The organism is Streptococcus sp. NCTC 11567 (assembly GCF_902141215.1).
Classification (GTDB): domain Bacteria; phylum Bacillota; class Bacilli; order Lactobacillales; family Streptococcaceae; genus Streptococcus; species Streptococcus dysgalactiae.
On sequence record NZ_LR595857.1, the window covers coordinates 1,172,630 to 1,195,829 of the forward strand.

Here is a 23,200-nt window from a genome sequence, read left to right on the forward strand (position 1 = left end):
TTATAGGAAAATACCAGAATAAAAAACGAAATGTCTTTTGGAAATGCTATCTGATAAGTTCTCTTTTTTTAATCTGAAAAAGGAAAGCCATAGTTTTATCAGTCTAACTTTTGGATAAAATGTGTTAAAATGGATAAGACTACAAAAAATCGATATTAAAGAAGGACACTTATGAAAATCGGAATTGATAAGATTGGTTTTGCGACCAGTCAATATGTCTTGAAATTGGATGACTTGGCTCTTGCTCGCCAAACAGATCCAGCAAAATTTAGTCAGGGACTGCTCATCGAGGCCCTTAGTGTTACTCCGGTTACAGAAGATATTGTGACATTAGCTGCTTCTGCAGCTGATCAGATATTAACAGATGAAGACAAAGCTACAATTGACATGGTTATTCTTGCAACGGAGTCAAGCGTTGACCAATCCAAAGCCGCGGCAATTTACGTCCACCATTTGATGGGGATTCAACCTTTTGCCCGTTCTTTTGAAGTCAAAGAAGCTTGTTACAGTGCCACGGCCGCGTTAGATTACGCTAAACTACATGTGGCAGCAAAGCCAGAATCACGTGTTCTTGTTATTGCCAGTGACATTGCTAAATATGGTATTGATTCTGCTGGTGAATCCACTCAAGGTGCTGGAAGCATTGCTATGCTGATAACGGCTAATCCACGTATTCTCGAATTGCATCAAGATAATGTGGCGCAGACGCGAGATATCATGGACTTCTGGCGTCCAAATTATAGCACAACGCCTTTTGTTAACGGCGTTTACTCTACCAAACAGTACCTTGACTCTTTAGAAACTACCTGGCAAGCTTACCAAGACAAAACAGGGGCTCAACTAACAGATTTTGCTGCTTTTTGTTTCCATCTTCCTTTTCCAAAGTTAGCCTTGAAAGGACTGAACAAAATGATGGATGAGTCCTTGCCTGTTGAACACAAGGAACACTTACTGGAAAATTTCCAAGCTTCTATCACTTACAGCAAACAAATCGGCAACATCTATACAGGTTCTCTTTATTTAGGTCTCTTGTCTCTGCTTGAAAATAGCAAAACGTTACAAGCAGGGGACCGAATCGGACTTTTCAGTTACGGTTCTGGAGCAGTGAGTGAAATTTTCTCAGGACAGTTAGTAGCAGGCTATGAGCAGATGCTAATGACGAATCGTCAAACCATTTTAGATCAAAGACATCGCCTTTCTGTAGCTGAGTACGAAGAGCTTTTCTACGAAGAAGCCAAATTGAACGAGCAAGGCAATGCCAGCTTCAACACCTACTTAACTAGCAAATTTGCCTTAACAGAAATCAAGGACAATCAACGACTATACCAAATCAATGACAAATATGAATCTTAATTGGGCAGGCTTTTCAAAGAAGACCTTTGAAGAGCGACTGCAACTTATTAAACAATTTGAACTCTTAACCCCTGAGCATCTTCAAACATTAGAGGAAGATTGCTTACTACCTATCGAAACGGCTAATCAACTGACCGAGAATGTTTTGGGACGCTTTGCTTTGCCTTTTAGTATCGCTCCTGATTTCCTCATTAACGGCGTGTCTTATCAAGTCCCTTTTGTGACTGAAGAACCTTCCGTTGTCGCTGCTGCTTCCTTTGCTGCTAAACTAATCAAGCGCTCTGGGGGCTTTGCCTCTAAAGTTCTCAAACGCCAAATGATTGGTCAAGTTGCTCTCTATGATATCGACCAAGTGGAAGAAGCTAAACAAACTATTCTTGCCAACTCAGACAAACTGATTGCAGCTGCCAATGATGCTTACCCATCAATTGTCAAAAGAGGTGGCGGAGCCAGAGAGATCCGTTTGGAAGAAAAGGGAGATTTCCTTATTTTTTACCTCACAGTAGACACACAAGAGGCCATGGGAGCTAATATGGTCAATACCATGATGGAAGCACTTATTCCCGACTTAGAATCATTATCCAAGGGACAAAGCTTAATGGCTATTCTATCAAATTATGCCACAGAGTCTCTTGTAACGGCTAGTTGTCAAGTTGATATTCGCTTTTTGAGTCGAGACAAGACAGAAGCCCAGCAATTAGCCAAAAAAATGGTCTTGGCAAGTCAATTAGCTCAAGCGGACTCCTACCGAGCTGCCACCCATAATAAGGGCATATTTAACGGCATTGACGCGGTAGTTATGGCGACAGGGAACGACTGGCGTGCCATCGAAGCAGGGGGACATGCTTACGCTTCAAGAAATGGGGCTTACCAAGGCCTCAGCCATTGGGAGTTTGACCAGGAACAAGAAGTATTACTTGGTCAATTAACGCTCCCTATGCCCATTGCCAGTAAAGGTGGATCCATTGGGCTTAATCCAACTGTCTCCATTGCCCATGATTTGCTTAATCAACCAGATGCTAAAACCTTAGCTCAGGTCATTGTTTCGGTGGGATTGGCTCAAAACTTTGCTGCGCTCAAGGCTTTGACCTCCTCAGGTATTCAAGCAGGCCATATGAAGCTTCATGCGAAGTCACTAGCCCTTTTAGCAGGTGCTAAAGAAGAGGAAGTTGCCCCTTTGGTGACCTCCTTATTAGCAGACAAGCCAATGAACCTTGAGAAAGCTAGTCAGCATCTAGCAATACTACGAAATGCTTAAACCAAGGCTACCTCTTTTTAGACAGAGATTGTTACCCAACAACCAGTTAGTCCTCCCAACTCATTCTCTTGGGAAGGGCTTTTTAGTCGCTTGGTTTCATTATCTCTATCTTCTTGACAAGCCTTGGTAATACCCACCCATCTTATTTCTATTGCTTTAATTGACGTTTTGCTCCCGAGAGGTTTCCATGATTCAAGACTACATCGAAGGTAAGCTTACCGAACAAGTAACCCTTTTAAATGCCCTGTTGGATTTTCAAGATATTCACCTATCTCAATTAGCAACCCTTGTGAATGCAGGGGAAAAAAAGGTAGCTGATACCTTGAAAGACTTAGTTCTCCTTTACGAAGACCAACTCAGTTGGACCATAAAAGGAGGCCAAGTACAGCTAGAAACCAGTATTCTAGACAATAAATTACATTATTTTTATGCTATATATCAGAATTCCTTATTTCTTCAAACTCTTCATTTCTTTTTGGACCCCAAACAGAAAGACTTTTCCGATTTTAGCCAGAGTCAGTTCGTTTCTACTGCCACTGCCTATCGGCTGAAAAAGAAATGTCTTAACTTTCTAAAAGAGGTCGGCCTAACCATCCGTCATAACCAGATTGCTGGACCTGAGCATCGGATGAGATTTCTCATCGCGCTTCTTCACTACCGCTACGGCTTTCCAATCTACGAGTTTGCTAAAAAAGATTTAGACTTGGTCAAAGATATTATCGTCACTTCTAACAAGACCTTAAACCTTACTATTTTAGAAAACACACCTGAAGAGTATCAATTTTTCAGCTATTTGGTTATCCTCTCCTGGTACCGACACGACTACCCTCTGTCTGATTTTTGCGATCATAATTTAGAACATCTCAAATCTATTTTTATTTTTGATCGAGTGTCAACCATTTGCAGTCGTGTTCTAGAACCCAAGTTAGGCATTCAGTTCTCGGAGAGAGAACGTGAATACCTGTTTCTAGCCTACTGCACTACTAACAACGCCTTGTATAAAGACCAATGGTTAGTGTCCGACAAAAAAGAGATGTTACAAATTGTTCGCCTAGATACTGATATTAAATACCTCCTTCCTCATTGTGAAGCGCTCTTTGGTAGTCAAATCAGCACTAGCAATTCTTTTACTGTCGCTTGCATGTTCTTGATGCAAAACTATCTTTGTGGCATGCAAGGACTTCTTCCAGAGGGATTTTTTGGACATTATCATTTGGATGAGGAAGATCACATCTTGCTTAGCATCGTGACCCATCTCTTAGACAACTGGCTAAAAGTGTTAGGGATTGAAGAACACAATAATACGGTTGCTTGTTATTTGCTGACGGTTCATTTACGTGAACTGATTAAACTCCACTTAGAGCCTGTCCCTGTCTATGTCTTTGCTAATAACATTGCAGACTTATCCCTTTTGCAAACCTATTTAAAACTGAATTTCCCAACCTCCGTTGCCGATATTTATGGCATTAATATTTTAACCAGTCCTTGCCTTGAGAGTCTTAACCAGAAAAAAGGTATCATTCTCTCTGACTTGAGAAACAGAGACTACCTCAAAAATCTCTATCAACAGCAGGACCATCACTTTATTAATTTCTCCATGAGTTTTCATGCTTTATCACAAACAGTGATTGCAGAAACAATCGCTAAGTTAAGGCAAGAAAATTACCAAACGTTTCTGAATCAACTCTATAGTACCCTTCAATAGCGCTGCTATAATCTGTTGCTCAGCTATACTACCTCAAAAAGGACACGGTTTCTCTCAACCATGTCTTTTTTTAATGTTATTTGAACATTTCATCGAAACTTAGCATGACTGCCAATTCTTTCCTTCATTAGGTGATTAATCAGCCTTTTTACGTTTCATAAAACCAACTCCTAATCCTGCTAAAAGTAAACCAAGGACACTCATTCTTAGCCCTTTTGTTTCACCCGTTGTTGGAAGTTTCTTTTCTGAGACATGAGAAGATGGAGATGATGATCCTTCTGACGTTTCCACCACTTTTACAGAAGATAGTACTTTGGTCTCATCTGTTACAGATGGCAACTTTTCTTCCTCTGTGCGAACAGCTTCTTCTTTAGTGGTTGGTTCATCTCCTTCAAAGGTCAACTGTCCTTCGGAAATTGTGTCAGGAGTATCCTCTTGAGCAGGTTCCTCGTCTGCTGCCAGTACTTCGTCAACTTCAGTCGTTGGTTGGCCTTCAGGTGTTGGATTTAAGGCGTCCTATTGAGCAGGCTCCTCGTCTACTACCGGCACTCCTCTTTGACAGATTAAAGTATTTTCAATTCTTATTCAAAATAGTAAGTCTATTTGACAATAACATGATATAGTACTAGTTTTATTGGCTTTCTTTGATGATTTTTTCAGAAAACACATCAAAATAGCATTATTATATTGTTTAATTTTCTGTTTATTTAATATTTATCATTGGATAATATCTTTTTTTAGCAACATACCCTCTAAATACAAAAAAGACCTATAATCTCTCAGAGGTCTCCCTCGAAAAAGATTATAGCGTCTTTTAAAACCTTAGGCTTTTTTAGTTTTGTTTTCTTTTTCGGATAAAGGTTAATCCTAAAGCTGATAAGGCTAATCCTAAAACAGTTACTGCTGTTTCTGAACGTTCTCCAGTTGCAGGAAGTTCTTCCTTAGATGGTTGTGATGAGACAGGCTTAACAACCGGTTTTTCTTCGATTGTTACTGTCGGAGTATCTTCTTCAATTGTTTGTTGACCAGTATTTTCTCCTGACATGCCTTCCTGACTTGGATAATCCAATTCAACAATTGGAGCATTCTCCTCAACTTCCACAGTACCAGCATTTTCCCCTGACATACCTTCTTGGCTTGGGTAATCAAGTTCCACGATTGGAGAGCTTTCTTCAATCTCTACCGTTCCTGCATTTTCTCCTGACATCCCCTCTTGACTTGGATAATCCAATTCAACAATTGGAGCATTCTCCTCAACTTCCACAGTACCAGCATTTTCCCCTGACATGCCTTCTTGGCTTGGGTAATCAAGTTCCACGATTGGAGAGCTTTCTTCAATCTCTACCGTTCCTGCATTTTCTCCTGACATCCCCTCTTGACTTGGATAATCCAATTCAACGATTGGAGCATTTTCTTCAATTTCTACAGTTCCAGCATTTTCTCCTGACATGCCTTCTTGGCTTGGATACTCTAATTCAACAAGTGGTCCATGTTCTGAAATCTCATCTGGTTGCTCATTTTGTCCAGATTCATCCCCATTACTTTCCAATTCAAAATCAATGATTTCTCCTTGGCCAGTAATGATTTGTTTCTTATACACATAAGTCAGACGCGTGATGCCTTCAAACACATTGCCGTAGTTATCTTCTGGCACTTCGACCAGATCGTAACCATCGATTTGAGCGGGTTTGGTTTCATAACCAGTTCCCGCAACAGTCGAGCCTGCTGGAATGCCTGCCGGAACGTCATCGTATGTCGCGTATTCTGATGGCGCCAACTCTTTACCTGTACCAAACTCAACATGACGCACAATAACAGTACCTAGCGGTTGACGCGCTTTATAAAGGTATTCTAAACGTGTAATCCCCTCTTTAACTTCGCCACTTTCTGTGAGTGGTCGCTCAACCAGTTCATAACCTAACGGTGTCTTTGGAGTGGTCGTGTAAGTTGTTCCAACTGGAACGTTACCATTCTCAGATTTAACCGAACCATAGTCCGCATAGGTAGAGTCAACAAGTTCTTTTCCTGTTCCAAACTCAACATGACGCACAATAACAGTACCTAGCGGCTCTTTGTCTTTTTGATAAAGATAGTGAACGTAAGTGACACCATCACTAACTTTTCCTTTAGCATTTTCAGGTTGTTCGACCAGATGGTAACCCGGAATATCTTTTGCAACGGTTACATAGTCATCATTTAGTTGACCCGCGCCATTTGGTAACTCTTTATCAGTTTTACCGTAAGTAGCAAACACTGCATCACTTAATGGTTGACCTGTTCCAAACTCACCATATGTCGCAATAACAGTTCCACTTAGCAGGACATCCTTATAATAATTATAGGTGATGTGTTGCATTTCCCCTGGAGTGTAAGAACCTCGAGTGATTTTAGTCTCTTTATCAAAGTTTCCAAGATTTGTTAAATTATCATCAGAGGTTGTTTTAAAAACAAATCCGTCTTTTTCTAGTGGATAAGCAACGTATTCATCCCACTCTGGCATTCCCTCTTGGTACTGATTAGTAAGGGAATTTACTTCTTCTGTACGAATAACCTGACCATTAGCATCCACATAGTTAATAAAGTACTTATGAGTATCTTCAAAGCGTCCCGGTTGGTTTACTTTCTCGTATTCATAAGTCACTTCTTTTTTTACATTGGCAACAAAATTACCTTCAACACGATTTCCACTTTTATCAAATATTGGATCATTTTTAGGTTCTGTGACTGTCAAGAATTGATAATCGTCTTGTTCATGTTTCTGTGTTGTATAGTGTTCAGTTTCCTTCCCAGACTGAATCTGACCTGAATAAGACAAATTAGTATTCTTTGTCCGTTTTAAAATCGTTCCATCAAACGCACGCTCCATATCATAGTAGTCGTGGTGCTCTTGGAAGGAGCCTTTGGTTACTATTTGTCGTTGATACAAATAAGTGACTTCCTGAACTTTGTTTTTGATATAACTGTTATTAGTTTGAACTCCATTAACATTGAATTTTGTATCAGTTCCTGAAGTAACGTTTACTAAGTGATATTCAGGGTAATCATATTTTCTTTGAGTTATAAATTGACTGTCTACAGCACCGGAGGTAGAATTTTCAATAGTATAATCTGCTTCACCAATTTTATTTCCATCTTCATCTACAGTTTCATATATATGCCTTTCAACAAAGAAACCTACTGCTTCTAACGATTGCGCCCCTGCTTGGCCTTCTTCAAATTCATGAGTAGCAATACTACCATGACCAGTATATTCATAAGGATAAAATATTTTCTTAGCATCTAGTTCTGCTGTAACGCTAATTCTTCCACTATTGACATTATATGGACTTTTTATCTTCAGTACGTAGCTTTCTCCATTAATAAGATAATTATTTAACTTTAAATCTATAGTTCCATCATTGTTTTTAATTACTGAATTCTTTACTTCACTTACTTTAGTAAGTATTTTATAGTTTAATCCAAAACTTTCTGGCAATTGATAATTCTGTGGGACTTTAAATAATTCTACATCGTCTAAATTCAGATTTAGAAAGTTAGCAGAAGATTTACTATTTAAATGTTGTTTATCTAAAGGTGATAACTTCACAGTTGCATCTACTAATTTTTTTCCTAACGGATTTATATAAATTGTCCATTCAAATTCAGCATTTTTTTCTTCAACGCTAGTAATTATTGAAAAAATATTAGCAGATAATGTTTCCTTCTGATCTTTAAGAGTAGCGTACTTAATATTTACTGGTATACTGACCTTATTTTTTCCAATTTTAACTTCTGGATAAATTAAAGAACTTTCTAAAACTTGTTCCCTATTGATAAAAAGAGGGAGGCGAATAAAACCATTCACATCTGTACGATGAGTAATTTCGTCAGTAAATGTGTATTTAATTTTATTTTGTGTTTCAATATATTCTGCTTTTGCAAGAACAACATCTCCATCATGTAAAGATTCAAATTGCCCTTCATGAGATTTATCATCACCATATGGAGTGAGATCTTTAGACAATTCTAAATAGAAATAATCACCTTCTTTAACTTGATCATCTATTTTGAAGATAGTTTCAAAATATAAATTTCCGCCATTGTTAGGATCTATTTCTTTATCATCTCTGAACTTCGCTTCTATGGCGTCTATATTATCACTCACATCTTGTCCTGCAACCACTTCTCCTTCTATCGCTCGTGGCGTTGCTCCTTGAGCTTCCAGAGATGCTGGTGCCATTTCAGTATTAGTCTCTAGCCCTTCTTCATCAGATTCAAGGCTATAGCCAGCGGAAGTCTCTGTTGGAAGGTGTTGGGCTGTTCCTTCTGGTGCTACTAATGTTGAAACAGCTGGTTCTCCTTCTACTGATACTGCACTATCCGCCTTGACGTTTCCTCCTGCCATGGCTAAGGTTAGGATGGTTAATCCTAAAAATACGGAGCAGGCTCCGTAACATTTATTTTTTCTAATCGAATATCGACTTCTCTCTCTCTTAAACACGATGGTCTCTCCCTCAATTTTAAGTTTTCTGTTTTTAGTTCCCATTGATTGTTGCAATGTTTAGATACTTCAAACGATTACATTATCACATAAATTATAGGCGTTTCCTAGTTAGGGGAGTTGTCGTTTTTCGGAACATCTGATTTGTTACTCCTGCGAATAACCTTAGATAGTATTATTCTACTTATCAATATCAGATTTTTTAGATTAGATTGACTTTATTTTTCCCTTTTCTCATATTTAAAAAAATAGTTTTTTTAATGTTAATAGTAACATATCATGTAATGTTAGCTCTGAGCACTCATTGACGGCTCTCTTAAAATATGTGACTATTTAAAACTAGGAGAGAGGAGATTTATGTTAGATTACCATTTGGAGAGAAAAATAACGGACCGTGTGACTGTCGTCCGCTTATTATCTCAATACCAGCAACTGACCATTCATCAGATTTGTCAGCAAACATCGTTTTCTTATAAAAAAGTCATGACGATTATCGGAGAGTTGCAGGAGATTTATGCGGATTTCACTGTCTTCCACTATGATAAAAGTGTCATCACCCTAAGGCAAGACGCTAAGCAACAAAAGGAATTCCTATTTCATCGTCTTTATCAGGAATCCCTTGTTCTAAAAGTCTTAACTTTTTTTCTGTCTGATTCTCAAGATTATTTCGATAGTTTTGCACAGTCAGAATTTATTTCTCTGGCTACTGCATACCGCATCAAGCAAAAATGTCAGCATTTTTTAGCTAGTGTTGGCCTATCTATTCATAAAAATCACATCAGTGGATCCGAATACCGAGTTCGTTACCTTATTGCCTTGCTTCAGTATCGCTATGGTTGTAACATTTATCCTCTTACTAATGAGGACATGAGCTTAGTTGAGTCCTTTGTCCTAGCAAGCAATGCCCAGATTTCACAGGATTCGTTATCCTTTAGACCAGAGAGTTTTCATTTCTTTGCGATTTTGATTGCCTTGGCCTGGAAACGTCAAACCAATCATCCCAACTTACCTGATACAGAAACCTTTCGTGATTTTAAACAGTTGTTCTCTTATGATCGTTTACACACCATTAGTCAAGAAGTCCTAACATCTGACGCCTGGTCTTTGTCCGAGACTGATATTGATTATTTATTCCTTGTTTACTTAACCCTTAACACACCTCTGTTTAAAGACCAATGGACATCAAAAGATATCGAGCAAACCCTGACCATGGTCACTCAAAAAACACCTATCCGACATTTAATTCTTAAGTTCGAACAACTGCTAGGTCCTCAGATGACGTCTTCACAACCATTTCTGATTTTGATGGTTTTTCTGATGAAACAATGCTTTTTGAATTTGCAATGCCTGACTCCCTACCAATAAGTCTCTTCTTTTTCGGCAAGAAAAGAAGATCCTTTTTTCGCTTTAGTTGATGATCTTATTTCAGAGTGGGCCCAGGAAGTTAACCTCACACTGACCTTAACTCCTCATCGGTTTACCATTCAGCTAATAGAGATGATAAAATCTCAACTCCCTCCAATTGCTGTCTATGTTTTTGCAAATACCATCACTAATCTTCATACCTTAACAATGATTTTAAGTCAGCAATTTTCCTCTAAAACAGCTTCTATTGAAGGCGTCAACTTTTTATCAGAACCTTTAAAACAACATCGTCATCGACGAAAAAGCCTCATCCTTGCTGAGCATAATTGCTTGCCATACCTCAAAACCGTTTACTCAGAAGATGACTATGTCTTTGTCGAGGTGGCCTCCGATGCCTATGAGCTCTATCAAGAGGACGTTTTCAATGCTTTTCATCAGTTAAGACAGGAACAATACCAAACCTTTATTGCTTCTATTTGTGACAGGCACAAGCGCCTCAAAAATCATGACACTTACTAAAGTCATCATGACAATGTCAGTTGTTACTAGGCGTTTCATTACTGAACGTGCATTAGCTTTTTTAACTAAACGATAACTTGTAACGATCTCATAACAAAAAACCATCTCTATTTGCCAAACCTTTGGTTAACAAATAGAGATGGTTTTAATGATTAGCTTGATAGAGACGTCCGTAAAGAAGGTAATCAACCTGGCGAAGGTCTTGGATAGTACGACAATCAAGGGCGCACATGATTAGCTTGAGGTCTTCTTTCCACCCGTTCACGATATCAATCACGCGCTCAACAGGGTATTTTTCGACCAGTTCGAGAACAGTTCGCGATAGTCCCACAGCACGTGCCCCAAGCACCAGACATTTAATCATGTCTAAAGGATGTCTCACACCCCCTGAGGCCAAAATTTCCACGTGATCCAGGAGCCCTTGTGCATTTAGCAAGCATTGAACAGTAGTTTGACCCCAGTCGTTGAGATACGAACGATCAAGGCCACGTTGGTTTTCAATGTAGGCAAAGGAGGTACCTCCCCTACCTGAGATATCAAAGGTTTGAATGCCTAGTTCATGAGCGATTTTAATAGTGCTGACATCCATACCAAAGCCAACCTCTTTGAGGATAATCGGCACTCTAATCTGACTCGCATAATCTGCTAAGTGTTGCTTCCAAGTTCGGAAGACTCGTTCACCTTCTGGCATCAACAATTCTTGCATCACATTGACATGAACCTGCAAAAATAAGGGATTCATCTCTTTAACAGTCTGTTGACCTCGTTCTACAGGCTTGTCCAATCCAATATTAGTGGCTAGTTTTAACCCCTCTGCTACCTCATGCAATCGGTAAGAGGCATCGTTCGGATTTTTCAAAGCAGCGCTATAAGATCCAGTCACCATGACAATGCCAGTAGCAGCTGCCACTTTAGCTAATTTTTCATTAACTGCTTTTCCTTTTTGACTACCCCCTGTCATGGCATTAATGTAAAAAGGAAACTCAAAGTCCTGTCCTGCAAAATGAGTGCTCAGATCAATATCAGCAACATCATAGCTAGGTAAGGAATGGTGTATCAACTCCATGTCATCAAAAGCATTGTAAGGCGATTGATACTTGAGAGCATATTTGATATGGTCATCTTTACGATTCGTCATGGTTTCCCCACCTTTCTTGATACAATAAGTCAATATCAGCTGCTTGCCATCTATTAATAAGAGTCTCTTTGGCTTGGCGGTCAAAGGCAAGGGCAATACCACAATCTCCACCACCAGAGCCCGATGACTTAGCAACGGCATCTAGCCCCTGACAAGCCTCAACTAGAGTTACTAACTTCGGATGGTAAATGACTGGATCGAGAGCCCTTAACAGCTGACTCGCTCTTGTTAAACTTGTTTTGAGAGCTTCTTTGTCTCCAGATTGCAGAGCTGCAATAGTCTCTTGACTCAACTCATAGCTAGTCGTCAAAAAACTGGGACTAATCTTTGCCTTTACCTGTTGAATCATCTGACTAGAAATAGAGGGAATCTTAGTCCAGCCAACCAAAAAGTCACACGACAAAGCTGGTTCAATAACCTGAATCTGATACCCCCAATCTTTGGCTAGAAGATCTCGTAAAGGCATGTCAGAAAGCCACTGACTAACTTGCTGTCGGTCAAAGGAGGTGTAAGCAACTAAGGTTTGATAAGCAATACAAGCAATATCTCCCATAGAGCCATTATCCCCTTGAACTAGTAACGTATAAGCAGCTAGTTTAAAAAGAAGCTCCGGGCTTAAGGGCTGTTGATAATAAGCTGACAGAGCTTTCAAAGTTAAGAGCGTGACACTCCCACTTGAGCCAATTCCAAATTTTTTGCCATCCCGCTCTAGTTTGCCTGTAATAGACAATGAAAAGGGGTCTAATCGTTCCACCGACTGCCCCATATAGTTTGCAAAAGTCTTAATCGTCGCTTGAATCAAACCATACGAAGCATCTGGCGTCATATCAGCCTTGTGGTCAAACATATCTGAAGCTAGCTGAAGATGAGATGACGGGCCTATTTCTGCTGTTATCATCAGGGGAATAAACTGAATCAGTGCTAGCTGACCTGGCTCTAAAATAGCATATTCTCCTGTCAGGTATAATTTGCCACCTGTTTGTACACGGTAATTAAGCATCTGGTAAGTCCTTTGTCGTTGAGACGATGATTCGGTAATCTTTTTCAAATCGTGCTGCTAATGTCTCAAGATCTTTTTCTAGACAGAGGACCTTCACATTTGGTCCGGCATCCATGGTAAAGTAGCAAGAAAAGCCTTCCTGACGGAGTTGTTTAACAGCTTCCATTGCTTGATAGGATTCATCTGTGAGATAAGAAAAAGAGGGATTAGCGGTTTTGGTCGTGGCATGCATAGCCAGAGCATTGGACTCTGCTAACTGACCGACCTTCTCAAAATCATTGGCTTTAAGATAAGTCAACATGTTTTGATAATCCACTGCTGATTTTTCTATCCACTCATCAAAGGTAGTAGACGTCTCACGACATAATTTCATACCATCTCGACTGGAAATTGGTTTTTTAGCATCATTCAAAACTAGCATAATCATAGCCATTTTCAGGTCTGTGTCCACCTTATAAATGTCACCGCTGTCTTTATACCAAGCAGCAACCGGACCAAAAAAGGAACGCGAGGCTGAGCCTGATGCAAATTTAGCTTTCTGAGCTAGAGCTTTTTGATCTAACTGAGTGTTAAATAACTGGTCACAAGCTTTGACCAAAGCTGACAAACCACTGGAACTTGAGGAAAGGCCTGCAGCTGTTGGCATATTATTTTGAGTTTCGACCTTAACAAAGGGCTGATTAGGTTTTCGAAACTGGTCTATGATAGCCGAAATCTTGGCATGCTCCTTATCATCTTGTAAGCAACCATTGATGTAAAATTGGTCACTTGATGCTGTGTCTGGTAGGAAAGAAACACTGGTTGTAGTGAACATGTTTTCCAAAGTTAACGAAATACTAGAGGTTGAGGGAATCATTTTAGACTGGTCTTCTTTCCCCCAATATTTGATAATAGCAATATTTGCATAGGATGTTACAGTTATAACATTTGGATCCACGTGTTTACGGCTCCTTCTTCTTGTAATTTATGGCTAATGGTTTCTGCCATTTCCTTAGTGTCAGCCAGAGCAATCATACAACCTCCCAAACCGCCTCCAGTCATTTTAGCGCCAAGAGCACCTGCCTTGAGAGCAACATCAACTAATTGATCAGCTTTAGTGATGCTCACTCCGATAGCTTTTAAGGCGGAATGAGCCTGGGTCATGAGCTGACCAATAGTCTGATTGTCTTTTTGAGTAATGGCTTGTTCAACAGCTTCAGTCAACCTACCTAACTTAGCTAGATAAGGTAGATTGGTTTCTTCAAACTGGGCCACCTTACCAACCGCTTCGCGGGTATGCCCATGGACACCAGTATCCGCAATGATTAAAAAAGCACCTAAGTCAATTTTAATGGTCTCAAAACCAATATTTCGAATAAACTTGATGGCATGGTCACTAAGACAGGTTTTGGCATCTAAGCCACTGGGATTGGTATGAGCAATAATTTCTGCTTTATTGACTAAAATTTCCAACAACTCATCTGGTAGTGATTTTTGAAAATAAGAGAATACCGCTCTAATAGCTGCAATAGAAACAGCCGCCGAAGACCCCATCCCTCGTTTTTGCGGCACTTGGGACACAATTTCATAAGCAATTGGTTCTTCTAGGTGCTGCAAATGATCTAAAGCAGCATAGATTGCTGTTGATAACGTGTCATAAAAATCAAAGGTTAGAGGCTTGTCTGCTGGAAAAATATGGCAGACGACTTCAATATCTGTGAGTGGCAAAGCAATCGCTGGGTAACCGTAGACAACGGCATGCTCCCCCATTAAAATAATTTTACTATGCGCTTTACCGTATCCAATCTTTTCGTTCATTTTCTTATCTTTTCGTTGTTCATTCTTTTAAACTGTTACCTTACTATTTTACACTAAATCCTTAGAAAATGCGATGATATACCTTTTTAGTCTTTGTCAGCAAACCACTTAAACCACATAAAAAAGCTATCTAAGACATATTAGATAGCTTTTAAATAGAGTGTCGAAGTTATCATGAGAATAATGACGGCGCTTGCCACGATTTTATACCTTTTCTTGTAATTTAGAAAGCTGCGCATAAATACCACCTTTTGCTAACAATTCTTGATGGTTTCCACGCTCGACAATCCGTCCCTTATCTAAGACAAGAAAAGCTATCTAAGACATATTAGATAGCTTTTAAATAGAGTGTCGAAGTTATCATGAGAATAATGACGGCGCTTGCCACGATTTTATACCTTTTCTTGTAATTTAGAAAGCTGCGCATAAATACCACCTTTTGCTAACAATTCTTGATGGTTTCCACGCTCGACAATCCGTCCCTTATCTAAGACAAGAATAGTATTAGCAGATTGAATCGTCGATAGGCGATGAGCAATGATAAAGGTTGTTCGACCTTGTTTCAATACTTCCATAGCTCTCTGGATAATTTCTTCTGTTTCCGTATCGATATGGGAAGTCGCTTCGTCCAGGATAAGAATTTTAGGATTCGTAATTAATGTTCTGGCAAAGGCAATGAGTTGCCGCTCGCCGCTAGAATAAGACGCCCCTTTTTCATAAACAGGCTCATGAATCCCTTTATCTAATCTACCAATCATAGGCCCTGCTCCAACCTTTTCCAGAGCTTCTATTACTTCTTGATCACTGTAGCTTTGATTCCCCATGGTCACATTAGAAGCAATGGTCCCTGAGAAAAGATAGGGATCTTGTAAAACGATTCCCATTTGGGAGCGCAAGCTTTCTCTAGAATAGGCTTGAATATCCTGCCCATCAACGGTAATCATTCCTGACTGAGGCGTGTAAAAACGATAGAGGAGATTCATAATAGAAGATTTACCTGATCCGGTATGCCCAACCAACGCAATCGTTTCTCCTTGTTTGGCTTCTATTGTGATATCTGTTAAAACATTTTTGCCCTCTTCATAGGCAAACGACACGTGATTAAAGCTGACATTTCCTTTGTCAATATGTATCTCCTTAGGATTATCCTCTTCCAGCTCTTGGTCTAATAGAGCCATTAAACGGCTACCTGTTGCTTGTGACCGCTGAATATTAGGCAGCTGCCTAACCATTGTTCCTAATATATCAAATAAACGGGTGAGGTAATTTAAATAAATAAAGAGTTTCCCCACTGTAATTCCTGGCTTTCCTTGTAAAAATTGATAGCCAATAAAAGCTAAAATAGCAGAAATCATGGTGTACTTCACCAATTCTGTTAAGGTCCACGAAGCCACAGAATCAGCAAAGATGATTTTATCATCTGCCTTTTTCATCTGATTAATTTGCTGGTTAAAGTCTTCCAGCATCCGATTTTCTTGGTGGAAAAGCTGGATAATGGAAACCCCGTTCATGGTTTCATTGACTTGAGTGTTGACAGCACTTCTAGCGTCATAAAAAGCTTTCATAGGCTGGTCTGTTAAGCGTTTATAAAGAACTTGAATGCCATAAAAGATAGGGATAACTAATAGTAACAACAGTCCTGATCTAAGATCCAGGTAAATCATTACCCCATAAATAAAGATAATTTGAGCCATGCTGATGATAATCTGCGACAACAGATTGTCATAAAATTGGTTTCGCAACGTTTCAGTATCGTTGACAATGCGAGTCGCAATTTTACCAGCAGGTTGGTGATCGAAATAAGAAATCGGTAGGCGTTGCATGACATCGAAAGCTTGTTTTCTTAACTGTGTAACCACCTTATTCGAGGAATAAACCAGGCTCCGATAAGAGACATAACGTAATAGGGCTGATCCTATAATCAGGGCTAAATAAAGCCAGCTCAACTGCTCAAAATGAGCTAAAACGATAGATTTTCCTTTTGCTAACGGCGTCAAGTAATGATCAATCAGTTGTTTTAATAATAGTGGGGCTATTTGTCCAGCTGCCGTTGCCAGTAACAATAGCCCGATTCCCGTGGCAAAAGCTGCTTTAGCCACTTTGATTTCGCTTAATAAGCGTTTAAATAAGGCCATCTTAGTCCTCCTGTGCTTGTTGACGTTGGTATTGTTCATAATACCAACCTTTTTGTGCAAGAAGCTGGTCTGGTTTTCCTTCTTCAACAATCCTGCCTTGATCCATCACAATTACCCAATCGGCATGTTGAATAGCTGATAGACGGTGACTGACAATAATCGTTGTTTTACCTTGCCTTTCTTCCTGAATATGAGTAATAATCTCTGTTTCTGTTTTAGCATCTACGGCCGATAAAGAATCATCTAAAATTAACAAATCAGGCTCTGACAAAAAGGCTCTGGCAATGGAAATCCGTTGCTTTTGACCACCTGAAATAGATAAGCCACGCTCACCAATTTTAGTGTCTAGCCCTTTTGACAACCCTTTTAGATCGTCAGTAAAAGAAGCCGTCGCAATGGCAGCAAGAATGTCTTCTAAAGTAGCATCCTCTTTCCCCATGGCGATATTTTCAGAAACTGTTTTTGAAAAGAGCACATGTTCTTGTGGCACGTAACCGATGTGTTCTTCTAAAGCGTGACGTTGGTACTCCAGAACATGGTGCCCATTAATGTAAAATTGACCTTGACCAACTGGGTATTGCCTCAACAATTGACGCACGAGAGTCGTCTTTCCAGACCCAGTTTTTCCGACAATCCCTAATGTCTCACCTTTATTCAACACCAGATTAATAGCGGACAAACTAGGCTTACTGCTCTTAGTGTAAGAAAAAGAATAATCCGCTAGACGAATCTGATCGTAGCTCTCCAGCTTCAGATGCCCGTCTTCTTCGAGGTCATCACCGGTCTCGATGAGTTCATTGATTTTACGAAATGAGGTCCGCCCAGTCTGATAAACAAGAATAAAATCAGATAACATGGCAAACGGTTCCACTAGAGAAACCAAGTACAACTGCAAGGCAATCACTTGACCTAAACTCACCTCTCCTTTACTGATAAAGTGTAGGCCAACCGTCAAAATAATAAGAGTACTGATAGCAATCATCACACTATAAACAGGGAAGTAGAGACCTCTGTAACCAGCAATGCGATTCCAACGATCAGCTAGCGCCTCAGCTTTTTGCGCAAAATGATTTTCCATGTAAGCTTTTTTACTATAGGCACGCATCACACGGATGCCTTCGACAGTCTCGAGGACCTCATCACTTAAGTTGGAAATAGCCTCACGAGCATCCTCAACCAATACTTCTTGTTTTTTAGTAATAAAATAAGTTATGACCATCATGATGCTAATGGGAATCATACCGATAAGTGACATTTGCCATGATATCAAAAACATGGTTGGAATAATAAAGGCAATCATCCCACCAGCATAAAGAATAATCATCAGGCCATAACCAATAAAATCCATTAAGGCTTCAACGTCTGTCGAAAACCGGGTCATCATATCACCGGATCTAAATTTTTCATAAAAAGGCGTCCGCATAAAAACCAATTTACGAAAGGCACGTTGTTGCAAGTCAAATTTAAAATGCACTGCTTCTTGGAAAAGCTTGAGATGCCAGACATAAGCCGTGGCATATGACAATATCGTTGCTCCTAAGAGAACCAAAACATGGCTCATCAAACTCACTTGAGTCAATTGATACCGAGACATAGCATCAATTAAGCTTTGAATCACTTTTGTCGGAATAATCAGGGATGCGTCATAGACAAATAGTGTCAAGGCAATAATGATGTAAGTCCATTTGTTTTGTTTAATGTAACGACTCATTAAGGATAGCATGTTATCCTCCTTCTTCTTTTCAGTTAACCAGTTTGACAAGTTTTTGTCATCAAACAGGAATTTGGGTACACAAAAAGCCCGCAATAAGATATCCTTCCTACCGCGGGCTTTACTGTTTTCTATTAGTCACACTAAAAGAAACTAACTTTTTCGGCTAGAAAGGAGGGTATTCTCAAGACAGTTCATACGTTTAGTTGAATTGTTCATGATATTGTTCTCCTTTCTTTTAATCTGTCTATCATCTTAGCACACCTCACAAGCTTTGTAAATAGGTTTTTAAAACTTTTTCTATTTTTCTGCCAATTTTATGGAATTTTAAACGTTTGTTTTTTAAACGTTTTCGCTTTTACAATCTTTCCTATTTTTTAAAAATATTTCTCTTTTTAGCAACATTTTATTGAATTCTAGTGTAAATAATAGTAAACTTGACTTGTAACAATTACTTTAGCTTATTAGGAGATTTTATGAAAAAGCATCTTGTTTTAAAAAGTAGTGTGTTGAGTGTCTTTGCTGGTTTTTCAATGCTAGTAACAGGGGTTCAAGCTGATCAGGTCGATGTGCAATTGCTTGGTGTCAATGACTTCCACGGTGCCCTTGATACAACAGGTTCAGCCTACATGCCAGAAGGTAAAGTAGCCAATGCTGGTACTGCCGCTCAATTGGATGCCTACATGGACGATGCCGAAACTGAGTTTAAACAAGCAAGCCCAGAAGGCACAAGTATCCGTGTCCAAGCAGGAGACATGGTCGGGGCTAGTCCTGCCAACTCTGGACTATTACAAGACGAACCTACTGTAAAAGTTTTCAATAAAATGGGCTTTGAATATGGAACCCTTGGGAACCATGAGTTTGATGAAGGTCTAGCTGAGTTTAATCGTATCATGACAGGTCAAGCACCTGCTGCTGATTCAACGATTAATGACATTACCAAAAACTATGAGCATGAAGCTTCTAAGCAAACCATTGTCATCGCTAATGTGGTTGACAAAGAATCCAACAAGATTCCTTATGACTGGAAACCTTATGCTGTCAAAGATGTACCTGTGAATGACAAATCCGTTAAAGTTGGATTTATCGGTATTGTCACAACAGAAATTCCAAATCTTGTTTTAAAACAAAACTATGAACAATATAAATTCTTAGACGCTGCTGAAACCATCGTTAAGTATGCCAAAGAATTACAAGGACAAAATGTGAATGCGATTGTTGTTTTAGCTCACATTCCTGCAACAAGTAAAGATGGTGTCGTTGATAACGAAGTGGCGACTATTATGGAAAAAGTTAACCAACTTTACCCAAATCACAGTGTGGATATTGTCTTTGCAGGACACAATCACCAATACACTAACGGAACTGTTGGTAAAACACGTGTTGTCCAAGCAGTCTCTCAAGGTAAGGCTTACGCTGATGTCCGTGGAACTTTAGACACTGATACTAATGATTTTGTGGCGACGCCAGAAGCTAAAGTCATCGCCGTAGCACCTGGTGTCAAAACTGGAAGTGCTGATATCAAAGCTATTGTTGATCAGGCTAATGAAATTGTTAAAACGGTTACTGAACGTAAAATCGGTACTGCTTCAACGTCTTCTACCATTCCTAAAATGGAAAACAATGACAAGGAATCTCCTGTTGGTAACTTGGTAACAACTGCTCAACTGGCTATCGCTAAGAAAACTTTCCCTAACGTTGATTTTGCTATGACAAACAATGGTGGTATCCGTGCGGATCTTGTTGTTAAAGATGATCAGACCATTACTTGGGGAGCTGCACAAGCTGTTCAACCATTTGGCAATATCCTTCAAGTTGTTCAAATGACCGGTCAACAAATCTATGATGTGTTGAACCAACAGTATGATGAAGGTCAAAAATACTTCCTTCAAATGTCTGGTCTTAAGTACACTTACACCGACAACGAAGCTAAAAATCCTGAGGTTCCATTTAAAGTCGTTAAAGTCTATAAAGATAATGGTGAAGAGCTTGATTTAGCTGCTAATTATACTCTTGTTGTCAATGACTTCCTTTATGGTGGTGGTGATGGCTTCTCAGTCTTCAAATCAGCTAAGTTAATTGGCGCTATCAATCCTGATACAGAAGTCTTTATCGAGTACATCAAAGATTTAGAAGCTGCTGGTAAACCTGTTTCTGCGACTGTCAAAGGGGTGAAAACTTATGTAACCTCAACACTTGAAGGCTCTACTAAGACAGATGACACTGGTAAACATGATATCATCAGCAGAATCTTTAGAGACCGCGCTGGTAATATCCTTTCTACTGAAATTGTCTCTGACCTTGTCACACCTGCTGTGAAAGCTGACGAGAAGAAATTAACTACTCCTAAACAAGCAGAAGAACTTGCTGCTAAAAGTAAGACTGCCAATGCTAGTCTTCCAATGGCAGGTAGCAATCAAAGTTCGTCTACCCTCATGATGATTCTTGGCTTCCTAACTTTAGGTGGTGCTGGGCTTCTTAAGAAAAAAGACAGAAACTAAAATCCCGTTTCTATCCACATAGCTAATGATACCCCATTCTCTTATCGAGGATGGGGTATTTTTAGTGTCCTACTGTTAGCTAAAAGCATAAAAAAGCCAAGCAAACAGCCACAACTCCCCTCGACACACTAATAGCTATCTCTAACGATTGAGGAACTTGTTATAACTGCCTTGCTGGCTTTTGGGTTTATATTAAAATACCTTCTAAATGATCTAACTCATGTTGGCAAATTTGAGCTGGTAAACCTGATAATCTTAAGCGTTTAGGCCTCCAATTAAGGTCAACGTATTCAACTGTGATACTAGTATAGCGTTTGGTCTGACGGCTACCAGTTAAGGACAAGCATGACTCTTCTGTCTCATAAGCTTCTTTCTTAGAGACCATAACAGGGTTAAACATCACCAAATCCACAAATCCCATGCTGATGATAATCACGCGCTTCTGCTCGCCAATCATATTAGCAGCTAAGCCAAGACAATGATCTCTATGGAAAGACAGGGTATCTTGTAGGGCTTGACCAATCCATAAATCTTCTTTAGTAGCAGCTTTGGACTTTTGCTGCAAGAAAAAAGTATCTGTCACAATCTCTCTAATCATCTTTTCTCCCCCTAATGTAAATACTGTTTTCAAAGCAGTATGATGCCAATGACTCATCTCTATTATACCAGATGAGATAGGGAAAATCTCTCGAGAATTGCTTAAGGATAAATCAAAGAACAGTTTAAACAACTCCTTGTTCTGACATGGCTTGGGCAACCTTTAGAAAACCAGCAATGTTAGCACCAAAGACAAAATTACCTTCTTGACCAAAAGACTGAGCGGCATCAGCTGATATCTCATAAATAGTTGCCATGATGTCATAGAGTTTACGGTCTACTTCTTCAAATGTCCAGGCTAAACGACTACTGTTTTGTGCCATTTCTAGAGCAGATACAGCTACCCCTCCAGCATTTGCTGCCTTGGCCGGACCAAACAAGATTCCTGCCTCTTGGAATGCTGTAATAGCTAATAAGGTTGAAGGCATGTTAGCCCCTTCTGTAACGGCTAGAACACCATTGGCAATCAGATTTTTGGCAGCTTCTTCGTTTAATTCATTTTGAGTCGCACATGGGAAAGCCAAATCTGCTTTGAGGGACCAAATGCTTCCTTTATCTGCTGGTGTAAAGACAGCATCTGGATATTTTTCGAGGTAAGCATGAATACGGCCACGATCAACTTCTTTAATTTGCTTCAAAAGGTCAAGGTCAATTCCCTTGTCATCGTAAATATAACCTGAGGAATCGGACATTGCCAAAACTTTAACGTCCAATTCTTGTAATTTTTCAACAGCATAGATGGCCACGTTACCAGAACCTGACACAAGAGCTGTCTTACCAGTCAGGCTATCACCTTTTGCAGCTAGCATCTGTTGGGCAAAATAGACCACGCCATAGCCTGTTGCTTCCTTACGGGCTAATGAACCACCATAAGTGAGTCCCTTACCTGTTAGCACACCATTTTCAAATCCACGCAGACGTTTGTACTGACCAAATAGGTAGCCTATTTCTCGACCTCCAACTCCAATATCTCCTGCCGGAACGTCTAGGTCTGGTCCAATATGTTTTTGCAATTCGGTCATAAAACTTTGGGTAAATCGCATCACTTCGGCATTAGATTTACCTTTAGGATCAAAATTGGATCCTCCCTTACCACCACCAATTGGTTGACCAGTTAGAGAATTTTTAAAAATCTGTTCAAAACCTAAAAATTTAACAATGGATTGGTTCACTGAAGGGTGAAATCGTAAGCCCCCTTTATAAGGCCCAAGCGCTGATGAAAATTGAACACGGTAACCGCGATTCACTTGAACCTTGCCCTTATCATCCACCCAAGGAACCCGAAAACTCACCACTCGCTCAGGTTCTACCAACCGCTCTAAAAGGTTCTCTTCCATGTACTGAGGGTAAGCTTCAAAAACTGGTACCAAGGAATCAAAGACCTCTTCAACTGCTTGTAAAAATTCTGTTTCATGCTCATTCTCTTGTTTAACTTTCTTAAAAACACCTGCTACGTATGCTTTTGCTGTTACCATATCTTGTCCTTCCTTATCTATCGTGTCAAGTATAGTCAATATTATAAATTTTCTGAATTTTACTGTCAAGTTTTTCAGTTACACAAACCGTTATTTCCTGATATTCAATGAGTATTGACCCCAAAATAGAGAACTGGGCTCAAAAAAACATCCTCTTGTTTAAGAG

16 protein-coding genes are annotated in these 23,200 nt (G+C 39.6%); 6 read left to right on the top strand and 10 right to left on the bottom strand.

Annotated elements, in window-relative coordinates; all coding sequences use genetic code 11:
* Positions 1-171: 171 nt before the first annotated feature.
* The 3 genes from FQT67_RS05985 to FQT67_RS05995 all read left to right on the top strand — a co-directional run bounded on the left by FQT67_RS05985 (position 172) and on the right by FQT67_RS05995 (position 4,316).
* The gene (locus tag FQT67_RS05985; protein WP_046177121.1) at positions 172-1,353 is read left to right on the top strand and encodes a hydroxymethylglutaryl-CoA synthase; all 1,182 of its coding nucleotides are present in this window, start codon (positions 172-174) and stop codon (positions 1,351-1,353) included.
* Positions 1,334-2,611, top strand: coding sequence for a hydroxymethylglutaryl-CoA reductase, degradative (locus FQT67_RS05990; protein ID WP_012766848.1), 1,278 nt, complete (start codon positions 1,334-1,336; stop codon positions 2,609-2,611). Before FQT67_RS05985 ends, FQT67_RS05990 begins: the two co-directional genes overlap by 20 nt.
* A 187-nt stretch (positions 2,612-2,798) precedes the next feature.
* Positions 2,799-4,316, top strand: coding sequence for a helix-turn-helix domain-containing protein (locus tag FQT67_RS05995; protein WP_003058249.1), 1,518 nt, complete (start codon positions 2,799-2,801; stop codon positions 4,314-4,316).
* A 135-nt stretch (positions 4,317-4,451) separates the two neighbouring features.
* Here FQT67_RS05995 and FQT67_RS10950 read toward each other — a convergent pair whose 3' ends face one another.
* Positions 4,452-4,718: an LPXTG cell wall anchor domain-containing protein gene (locus FQT67_RS10950; RefSeq protein WP_261308896.1), complete on the bottom strand. Its 267-nt coding sequence runs from the start codon at positions 4,716-4,718 to the stop codon at positions 4,452-4,454.
* Positions 4,719-5,148: 430 nt separating this feature from the next.
* A complete protein-coding gene (locus FQT67_RS06005) occupies positions 5,149-8,796 on the bottom strand; it encodes a MucBP domain-containing protein (RefSeq protein WP_261308897.1) in 3,648 nt (1,215 codons plus the stop codon).
* A 357-nt stretch (positions 8,797-9,153) separates the two neighbouring features.
* Here FQT67_RS06005 and FQT67_RS06010 point away from each other — a divergent pair, with 357 nt between their 5' ends.
* Positions 9,154-10,161, top strand: a complete 1,008-nt coding sequence (locus FQT67_RS06010; RefSeq protein ID WP_261308898.1) for a helix-turn-helix domain-containing protein — start codon at positions 9,154-9,156, stop codon at positions 10,159-10,161.
* 132 nt (positions 10,162-10,293) lie between these two features.
* A complete protein-coding gene (locus FQT67_RS10955; RefSeq protein WP_022554516.1) occupies positions 10,294-10,680 on the top strand; it encodes a hypothetical protein in 387 nt (128 codons plus the stop codon).
* Between the two features lie 145 nt (positions 10,681-10,825).
* On the opposite strand, the gene fni is transcribed toward FQT67_RS10955, so the two are convergent.
* The 6 genes from fni to FQT67_RS06045 form a co-directional block, all read right to left on the bottom strand.
* Complete coding sequence (fni, locus tag FQT67_RS06015) at positions 10,826-11,818, bottom strand: type 2 isopentenyl-diphosphate Delta-isomerase (RefSeq protein WP_003056340.1); 993 nt, start codon at positions 11,816-11,818, stop codon at positions 10,826-10,828.
* Positions 11,805-12,818 (bottom strand): phosphomevalonate kinase, encoded by a 1,014-nt coding sequence (locus FQT67_RS06020; RefSeq protein WP_015057510.1) that lies wholly within the window; start codon positions 12,816-12,818, stop codon positions 11,805-11,807. The genes fni and FQT67_RS06020 overlap by 14 nt, the downstream gene beginning before the upstream one ends.
* Positions 12,811-13,755 carry a diphosphomevalonate decarboxylase gene (gene mvaD, locus FQT67_RS06025; protein ID WP_046177119.1) on the bottom strand — a complete coding sequence of 315 codons (945 nt, stop codon included), beginning with the start codon at positions 13,753-13,755 and terminating at the stop codon, positions 12,811-12,813. Before mvaD ends, FQT67_RS06020 begins: the two co-directional genes overlap by 8 nt.
* Complete coding sequence (gene mvk / locus FQT67_RS06030) at positions 13,737-14,615, bottom strand: mevalonate kinase (RefSeq protein ID WP_003061116.1); 879 nt, start codon at positions 14,613-14,615, stop codon at positions 13,737-13,739. The genes mvaD and mvk overlap by 19 nt, the downstream gene beginning before the upstream one ends.
* 392 nt (positions 14,616-15,007) lie before the next feature.
* On the bottom strand, positions 15,008-16,750 hold the full coding sequence (locus FQT67_RS06040; RefSeq protein WP_003060456.1) for an ABC transporter ATP-binding protein: 1,743 nt from the start codon (positions 16,748-16,750) through the stop codon (positions 15,008-15,010).
* Between the two features lies 1 nt (position 16,751).
* Positions 16,752-18,473, bottom strand: a complete 1,722-nt coding sequence (locus tag FQT67_RS06045; RefSeq protein ID WP_115256928.1) for an ABC transporter ATP-binding protein — start codon at positions 18,471-18,473, stop codon at positions 16,752-16,754.
* 464 nt (positions 18,474-18,937) lie between these two features.
* Between FQT67_RS06045 and FQT67_RS06050 the strand changes: the two genes are divergently transcribed.
* Entirely contained in the window at positions 18,938-20,962 is a 2,025-nt protein-coding gene (locus FQT67_RS06050; RefSeq protein ID WP_015057505.1) for a bifunctional metallophosphatase/5'-nucleotidase, read from the top strand.
* 187 nt (positions 20,963-21,149) lie between these two features.
* Here the strand turns inward: FQT67_RS06050 and FQT67_RS06055 are convergent, their stop codons facing one another.
* Both FQT67_RS06055 and gdhA read right to left on the bottom strand, forming a co-directional pair.
* Positions 21,150-21,560, bottom strand: a complete 411-nt coding sequence (locus FQT67_RS06055; protein WP_012766836.1) for a peptide deformylase — start codon at positions 21,558-21,560, stop codon at positions 21,150-21,152.
* Positions 21,561-21,684: 124 nt separating this feature from the next.
* Positions 21,685-23,034: an NADP-specific glutamate dehydrogenase gene (gdhA, locus tag FQT67_RS06060; RefSeq protein WP_046177118.1), complete on the bottom strand. Its 1,350-nt coding sequence runs from the start codon at positions 23,032-23,034 to the stop codon at positions 21,685-21,687.
* Between the last annotated feature and the right edge of the window lie 166 nt (positions 23,035-23,200).